Source organism: Brachyspira pilosicoli (genome assembly GCF_019402445.1).
GTDB classification, from domain to species: domain Bacteria; phylum Spirochaetota; class Brachyspiria; order Brachyspirales; family Brachyspiraceae; genus Brachyspira; species Brachyspira pilosicoli_B.
Genome location: NZ_SRZM01000038.1, coordinates 1 through 7,747, shown reverse-complemented (window position 1 = coordinate 7,747; position 7,747 = coordinate 1). Strand labels below are relative to the sequence as shown.

At 28.3% G+C, this 7,747-nt stretch carries 8 protein-coding genes; 1 reads left to right on the top strand and 7 read right to left on the bottom strand.

The window, feature by feature from the left end; translation table 11 throughout:
- On the top strand, window positions 1–1,064 hold a 1,064-nt coding region (locus E6A48_RS01765), incomplete at its 5' end, for a UDP-N-acetylmuramoyl-tripeptide--D-alanyl-D-alanine ligase (protein ID WP_219708279.1).
- A 13-nt stretch (window positions 1,065–1,077) separates the two neighbouring features.
- On the opposite strand, the gene E6A48_RS01760 is transcribed toward E6A48_RS01765, so the two are convergent.
- The 7 genes from E6A48_RS01760 to E6A48_RS01730 form a co-directional block, all read right to left on the bottom strand.
- Window positions 1,078–1,884 (bottom strand): MlaE family ABC transporter permease, encoded by an 807-nt coding sequence (locus E6A48_RS01760; RefSeq protein ID WP_219708278.1) that lies wholly within the window; start codon window positions 1,882–1,884, stop codon window positions 1,078–1,080.
- Between the two features lie 17 nt (window positions 1,885–1,901).
- The gene (gene dnaB / locus E6A48_RS01755; RefSeq protein ID WP_219708277.1) at window positions 1,902–3,299 is read right to left on the bottom strand and encodes a replicative DNA helicase; all 1,398 of its coding nucleotides are present in this window, start codon (window positions 3,297–3,299) and stop codon (window positions 1,902–1,904) included.
- Entirely contained in the window at window positions 3,299–3,811 is a 513-nt protein-coding gene (rplI, locus tag E6A48_RS01750; protein ID WP_219708276.1) for a 50S ribosomal protein L9, read from the bottom strand. Before rplI ends, dnaB begins: the two co-directional genes overlap by 1 nt.
- An 83-nt stretch (window positions 3,812–3,894) precedes the next feature.
- On the bottom strand, window positions 3,895–4,788 hold the full coding sequence (locus tag E6A48_RS01745; RefSeq protein ID WP_219708275.1) for a hypothetical protein: 894 nt from the start codon (window positions 4,786–4,788) through the stop codon (window positions 3,895–3,897).
- 10 nt (window positions 4,789–4,798) lie between these two features.
- Complete coding sequence (locus E6A48_RS01740) at window positions 4,799–5,656, bottom strand: M23 family metallopeptidase (RefSeq protein ID WP_219708274.1); 858 nt, start codon at window positions 5,654–5,656, stop codon at window positions 4,799–4,801.
- Window positions 5,653–6,822 carry a hypothetical protein gene (locus E6A48_RS01735; protein WP_219708273.1) on the bottom strand — a complete coding sequence of 390 codons (1,170 nt, stop codon included), beginning with the start codon at window positions 6,820–6,822 and terminating at the stop codon, window positions 5,653–5,655. The genes E6A48_RS01740 and E6A48_RS01735 overlap by 4 nt, the downstream gene beginning before the upstream one ends.
- 6 nt (window positions 6,823–6,828) lie before the next feature.
- Window positions 6,829–7,747: M23 family metallopeptidase (locus E6A48_RS01730; protein WP_219708272.1), on the bottom strand; the 919-nt coding region annotated here is incomplete at its 5' end.

The window sequence follows — 7,747 nt, the reverse complement described above, 5'->3', positions numbered from 1 at the left end:
TTTTTATAAAGTTGGCTAGAGAATATAGAAGAAGATTTAATATAAAAGTAGTATCAATTACAGGAAGCTGCGGAAAAACTACTACAAAAGAATTAACAGCATTATTTTTAAGCACAAAATATAGAACATTAAAAACAGAAGGTAATTTTAATAATGAAATAGGAGTACCAAAAACAATATTTAATTTAGATGATAGCTATGATATGGCAGTAATAGAAGCTGGAATGAATCATAAAAATGAACTCTTAAGAATATCAGAGGCAATAGAGGCTGATACTGTTATTATTAATAATATTGAGCCTGTACATATTGCTTTTTTGGGTTCTTTAGAAAATATTGCTCTTGCTAAAAGTGAGTTATTTAATAATGCAAAAGAAAATGCTATTATAAATAAAAACACAAACAAAGTAGATATATTATTAAGCGAGGCAAAAAACAAAAAAATAAAAAACATTATAGAGGCAGATATAAAAGAAATAAAAAAGATAGATGATAATAGTTTTATTTATAAGAATGTAACATTCAATCATAATTTAATTGGAGATTTTAATTTACAAAATATATTAATGGCTCTAAAAGCAGCAGAACTCTATAACGTAGATTTAGAAGAATGTGCAAAAGCTTTAACTAATTATCAAAATCAAAAAAACAGAATGCAGATAATAAAAATAAATAACTGCTCTATTATAAACGACTGCTACAATTCAAATCCTACAGCATTAAAAAACATGCTTATATATTTATCTAAAAGAGAAGAAAAAAGAAAAATAGCTATTATAGGCGATATGCTTGAAACAGAAACTGAAAACTCTTCTTTTCATAAAGATATAGGAGTATTTATAAACTCATTAAAAAATATAAATGAAGTTATTACAGTAGGAGATAATTCAGAGAAAATAGATAATGAAGTTACCTGCTCTAAAATGCATTTTAAAAAAGTAGAAGAGAGCATAAATACCATAATTGATATTATAAAAAACAGTAATGAAGAAACAGCAATTTTAATAAAAGCTTCACTAGGTATGCGTTTTAATATGATAATAGAAGCAATAAATAATATATAATTTTTTTATTTTATTACATTCCAAACATACCAAGTATTGAAACTAATAGATAGTCTGTTATAAGTATTAGCATAAAGCTATAAACCACGCTAATAGTAGTAGCCTTACCAACACCTTCAGCTCCTCCATTAGTTCTAAATCCATAGAAACAAGAAATCAAAATAACTTCAGCACCAAAAATAGTAGATTTTATTAAACTTCCAATAAAGTCCCCAAGCGAAATAACAGCAATAGCCCTATCAAAATAAATAGCAGGGTCATTATTAAGCACAAACACAGTAACAACTGCCCCTCCAAGTACCCCTATTATATCAGCAGAAACAGTAAGCATAGGTAAAGATATAACAGCAGCCCAAAATCTAGGCACAGCAACATATTCTATTGGGTTAGTATATAATGTTTTTAGAGCATCTAACTGCTCACTTACCTGCATAGTACCAATCTCCGCAGTAACAGAACTGCCCACCCTACCTGCAAATATTAAAGCAAGAAGCATAGGAGATAATTCCTTAACCATAGCCTTACCAACCATAGAACCAACAAACTGAGATATACCTTTTAATACACTGTCCAAAACAACAGCTATCTGAAGCGACATTACCATTCCCGTACAAAGCACCGTTACAGCAGCAACAATAAAAGACTCTACTCCCATTCTTACTATTTGGTCAGTTAAAAGCTTAAAAGAAAAACTAGGTCTAAAAGTATATTTAAATATTTGTATAAGTAAAGAAGCAAACTCACCTAATGTATCAAGTAATATGATAATCCTATTTTTTATACCCTTTCTAACTTCTATCTTAACATCAAATAATTCCATGGGCAAAAGTCCTTATTTTAATTATTATTAACATTAATATTTTCAAATCTTGTCTGGTCAGCAATAAAATTAAGCGGTAACCCTTCAAGTATAGCACCATTTCTATGTTTTGCAAGTATCACTTCCACTTGATTATTTCTCTCATCTATCACTTCTTCATCTTTATCTTCTTTGTTAGGCTTTTGTCTATGAAGAAACATAACAATATCAGCATCTTGCTCTATAGAACCAGATTCACGTAAATCAGAAAGCCTTGGTTTATCCTGTCTTTGTTCAACAGCCCTAGATAACTGTGCTAATGCTATAACAGGCACATTTAATTCTTTTGCTAATGCTTTAAGACCTCTTGATATATCTGCTATCTCTTGTTCCCTTGTACCATTTCTTCTTGTATTTGCATTAGAATGAATAAGCTGCAAATAATCAACTACTATTAATTTTAAATCTATTGGTTTTCCTGTAGTTTTAGCAATCTCAGCAAATTTATATTTCATCTGCCTAGCCTTACCCCTTATCTCCATAATGGTTAATTGGCTGGAATCATCTATTAACAAATTAGCCTGAGATAAACTATTAAAAGTCTGCCCTAATTTAGTCCACTCTGGCCTCTCCAAATCCCCAGACCTTACACGAGATAAACTAATTCTTGCCTTACTAGCAATAAGTCTTTCAACTAGCTGCATACTGCTCATTTCCAAAGAGAAAAAACCAATACCAAAATTCATAGATTCAATATTAGTAATAACATGTTCAACTATATTTAAAGCAAAGCTAGTTTTACCAACAGAAGGACGAGCTGCTAATATGATTAAATCTGAAGGCTGAAAACCATGAGTAACTTTATCAAGCCCAATAAAACCAGAAGGCACACCTGTAACAGTACCTTTATGTTTTTTTCTATTTTCTATAGTAGTTAATGCTTCATAAAGCAAATCTCTTATATGTATAAAATCATTATCAAGTCTTCTTTGAGTAACTTCAAATATTCTTTTTTCTGCAAAATCGGCTATTTCTTTAGTTTCAGAGTCTTTAGCCTCATATGCTGAGTTCTGTATATCTTGAGTGGCAGTTATTAAATCTCTTAATAAAGATTTTTCTGCTATAATTTCTGCATAATATTTAGCATTTTGATGAAAAGGACTTCCGTCTATTATCTTTGTTAAATATACTTCATCATTTTGAATTATTTTATCGAAAAGACCATTTTCTTTGAGATATCTTAAAGTAGTTTCAGCATTAACAGCAATTCCTCTATTATGCATTTCAAGAATGCATTCATAAAGCAGTCTATTTCTTTCACTATAAAAATCTTTTGATACTATTTTAGAAATTGCTGCAGATATGGCCTGAGAGTTTTGAAGCATAGCTCCAAGTAGAGACTCTTCAGCCTCTATGGAGCATGGAGTATTATTCATTAATTATTTTCTTCTGTTGTAATAGCAGCTTCAGTATTTTCTGTATTAGCTTCAGCATTATCAACGTTGTCGATATTAACAACTTTAATTTTGATATTAGCATTAACACTATGATATAATTTTATTTCAACATCATATTCGCCAAGTTCTTTAATGTGTTTTTCCATATGAACATCGCGTTTATTGATATCTATTTCTTTTTCTTTTAAAGCATCAACTATAGTCTGCTGGCTAACAGAACCATATAATTTACCATTATCAGCAACTTTAGCAGGTATTATAACACTTATATCAACAATTTTACCTTTAAGTATTTCTGCTTCCATTTTTCTTTTAGCTCTTTTTTTCTCTAAGCTTTTTTGCATTTGAGCTAAAGTTTTTAAATTAGCAGCATTTTTTACTACAGCTATTCCTCTTGGTATAAGGAAATTTCTTGCATAACCATTTTTTACTTTACATATATCACCTTCATAGCCAAGTGATATAAAATCTTTCTTTAAGATAATTTCCATTGATTAAACTCCCTATCATTTACTATATTTTACACATTCTATATTTTTTAATTCATTAATTATAACATATTATAAATATTATATCAAGGCTTCAATATTTTTTTAATTCTATTCTCGAACACTTTAATTTCTCTATAGATATTTATTATATATTCACTATAATTCAAATTTTTACATTTAAACGCATCTTTTATAAAAATTTTTGTCCAAGTAAGAAAATGTAATGAATGAAATCTTATTTTTTTGTTATTATCATAAATAAAATTAGAATACGGAATATTATTTTCAAAATATATTTTATTTAAGCTATATTTTCCCTTTAAAATCTTTTCAAATCCTCCATAAAATAAACCAATATCAAAAATAGAATCATTAACTATATTATACAAATTACCAACTTTTTTATTATTAAAAAACTCTCTAGATAAATCCATATCAGAAATACTACCCGCAACTCCATTGTTTACTCTATCAGTATTATAATATATCTCTTTCAATTTATTTATTTCTATTTCATTAGTATATTTATTAAGCAAAAAAGAGCTAAACTCATCTAATATAGAAACATCTTTAATATACATGCTTAAGGCTAAATTTGATACTAAAGATATTTTATAATCATTAAAAGGTAACAATGCTTCATCTAAATTAGAAAATATTAAAACATCACTATCCATATAAAAACATTCTTCTATGTTATAGAGCTTCATAAAATCTCTTAATATAATCCATCTTTGCATACAAAACATTTCATAATTAGGATTACTTTTTCCTAAATGTACATATTTATTAGCAAATAATTTAGCATCATCACTTAATATATTATTTATATTAACAAAAATACTATACTTTGAATATTCTTTATACTCTTTATCTGATAATAAATAAACATTAGAATTTTTATTTGTAATTTTAAGTTGTTTTAAACAATATAAAACATATTTATTAAAGCCATTATGTATTATAACAACATTCATAACAAGATACCTAATGAAAATTTACACTTCTAGTAAGCACAACACTCTTATCATCGAAATCTGTAACCTCTGCCTTAAAGACATATTTGCCTCGCTTAGGTATAAAACTTCCTCCCCTATAATAATGAGAATCTACCCCATAAACATCTTCAAATCTATAATCTGGAGATATATAATAAACATTGTTCTGCTTAATAAAATAAGTAAAATCATAATCCCTAAGCAAATCATCATTCATATATATTTTTACTCTCTTAAGCCCCATAGGAATACTTCCAAGTAAATCATAAGCCTTAACAAATAATTTTAGCTCATCATTATATCTTATAGACATATTGTCTTTTATCTGTATTAATCTATTTTCTGTTCTTAGATATATACCATGTATAAGAGGAGATTGCTCAGAGCCTTTATTCATATCAAGATAAGCAAGAGGGTCTATAACAAGCCCCTTTCTCATATCCTCTATTGTAAGATGCAAATGAGCTCCTCCAGAACGTCCTGTATTACCTGTTAAAGCAAGAATATCATTTTCTGTTACCTTTGCATAATTTTTTTCTATGCTTCCATTGTCTATATGATAATAATAACTTCTAATGCCTTCATTATGTTCTACTATTAGAGTATTGCCTACTCCATATACTGGTCTTGTAGGGTCTTCATCAAAATCAGAATAATGCACTATCTCACCATCTGCTATAGGATATATAGGCATTCTGTTTCCGCCAAAATCTACACCATTATGAAAGTGGTCTGTTCTAAACTCGCCGAATGTGCTTGTTATTCTAATCTTATTTTCATCAATAGGAATTCTAGCAAAAACAATTGATTGAATAAATAAAATAAATAATAAACTTTTTTTTATCATAACTTCACTCTCTTATAAGCATATATCATTTTATCGCTAACTATCATATATTCATTATACTCTGTAGATATATCAACATAATAAACCCAAGCATCTATACTTTTCTCAAATATCACCTCTTCAAATTTATTATCATATATAAGTACCTCACTATTTCCCGATTTAGAAACACTCATTATAGTGGAATTAGTTTCTGCATTAAGCTTCATATTAACAGCATTAAGCATATTATATTTTTCTATGTTTATTCTGTTAATCTCTTTCCCATTATTTAGAGAATATATTATAATATCTCTGTCTGCAAGCATAAAAGCACGCATAGATTTCTCACTAACATAAGAAGATACATGCTTTCTCCTGTTTAGAGTAGTATCTAAATACCATAATGATTTACCCTTAGAATCATATAATGTTATATACTCTGGTCTTATACCGCTAATAGATAAAGCAAAACTTCCATACTCGCTTAAAGCAACAGATTTCACTATATTTATTTCGCTAAGTATTGTAGATATGCTATAATCCATTTTGCCGTTTCTGTTTATATAGGCTATATCACCGCTTGAAAAACCTGATATATAATCACCTGTATATGAAGCAAAAGCACCGTCTGTAATAATTTCTCCATATTGTATATGTTCGCTTAGAGGGTTATTATCATAATCAAACATCTGAACTTTAGAGTTGTCGCTAGAATGATAAATACTCCTATTGGCATAAGGTGAAATCTCTGGGTATACAGAAGTATTTGTACGCCACAAAATCTCTCCGCTGCTGTTGTAGCATTCTATAACATTACCGTATCTTTTATACTTAATAAAATATCCATTATTCAATGAAGCTAGTTCACCAGCAGATAAATTTGTAAAATATAATGTCTTTCCTTTTGAATCAAAATAATGAATTATTCCTTCAGGCTTTGAAAAGAAATTATGTTTAAAAGTACCATCTATACTATAGTTATTATCATTAACAGGGTCTAATGTAGAAGATATTTCTTTATTCCATATATTAATTATATTATATTCTTCATTAAGCCTATTAGTACCAAATATAAATATAAATAATAAAACCAAAATAAAAGCACTTATTAAAGTTAAATATCTAATAACAAAAGGCTCAGCATTATGTATATTTTTTACGTCTATAGTTTTAAAATCACTCATCAAAAATTATTTTAACTCCGTAAGCACTTTTACATTAAATTTAGTAGGTTTATCTAATATGCTTAAAGGGTCAAAAGTCATATTACCTGCTCTCATCTCCCAATGGCAATGAGGTCCTGTAGACATACCAGTAGAGCCTATAAGTCCAATAATATCACCTTTTTTAACATACTGCCCCTCTTTAGCTATAAGTTTAGACATATGAAAATAACTACTGTAAACACCTTGTCCATGGTCTATAACAACACAATTACCCCTTACAAATAATTCTCTAGAAACTCTCACAACTCCATTATTAGCAGCAATTATTGGTGTGCCGTTAGTGTTTGCAATGTCAAAACCTTGATGGTATCTAGCATAATCTTTTGTATATCCTCTAAAAGCACCAAAACCAGAAGAGTATCTTCCTTGTGCCGGCATTATATAAACACTATCAGCATAATTTGTTGGAGTATAGCTTATATAAATTTTACCGTTAAGAAGCTCTCTTTCTTCTTTAGATTTCTGCGGGTTACTTATAATATTTTTCATAGTTGTTGTAACACCTTGTATTTGCTTAGGTTTTGGAGGAGGCGGTGTAAAATCCAAATCAATATCTAAAGCTACTGTAGCTATAGTTTTATCTTTAAGCTCAACATTTGATTGAAACTGATATTTTTTATCTTGAGAGCCTACATATATTCCAAACACACTTTTATAAACTTTCATTTTATCACTAGCATCTTTTAATTCAAAAAATTTTACGATTGGTCTTGCACTTCCCATAAGTTTTGCATTTTTTATTTTTACATCATCTTTTGAAGTTACATAAATAGTAGAAACTTTTCCAGCATAAAATGGATAAGGATCAACATAAACTTTTAAATCTTTATCATAGTTTTTAAAATCATTAATAGAATTAAATTGATTAGATTTAGTATAATAA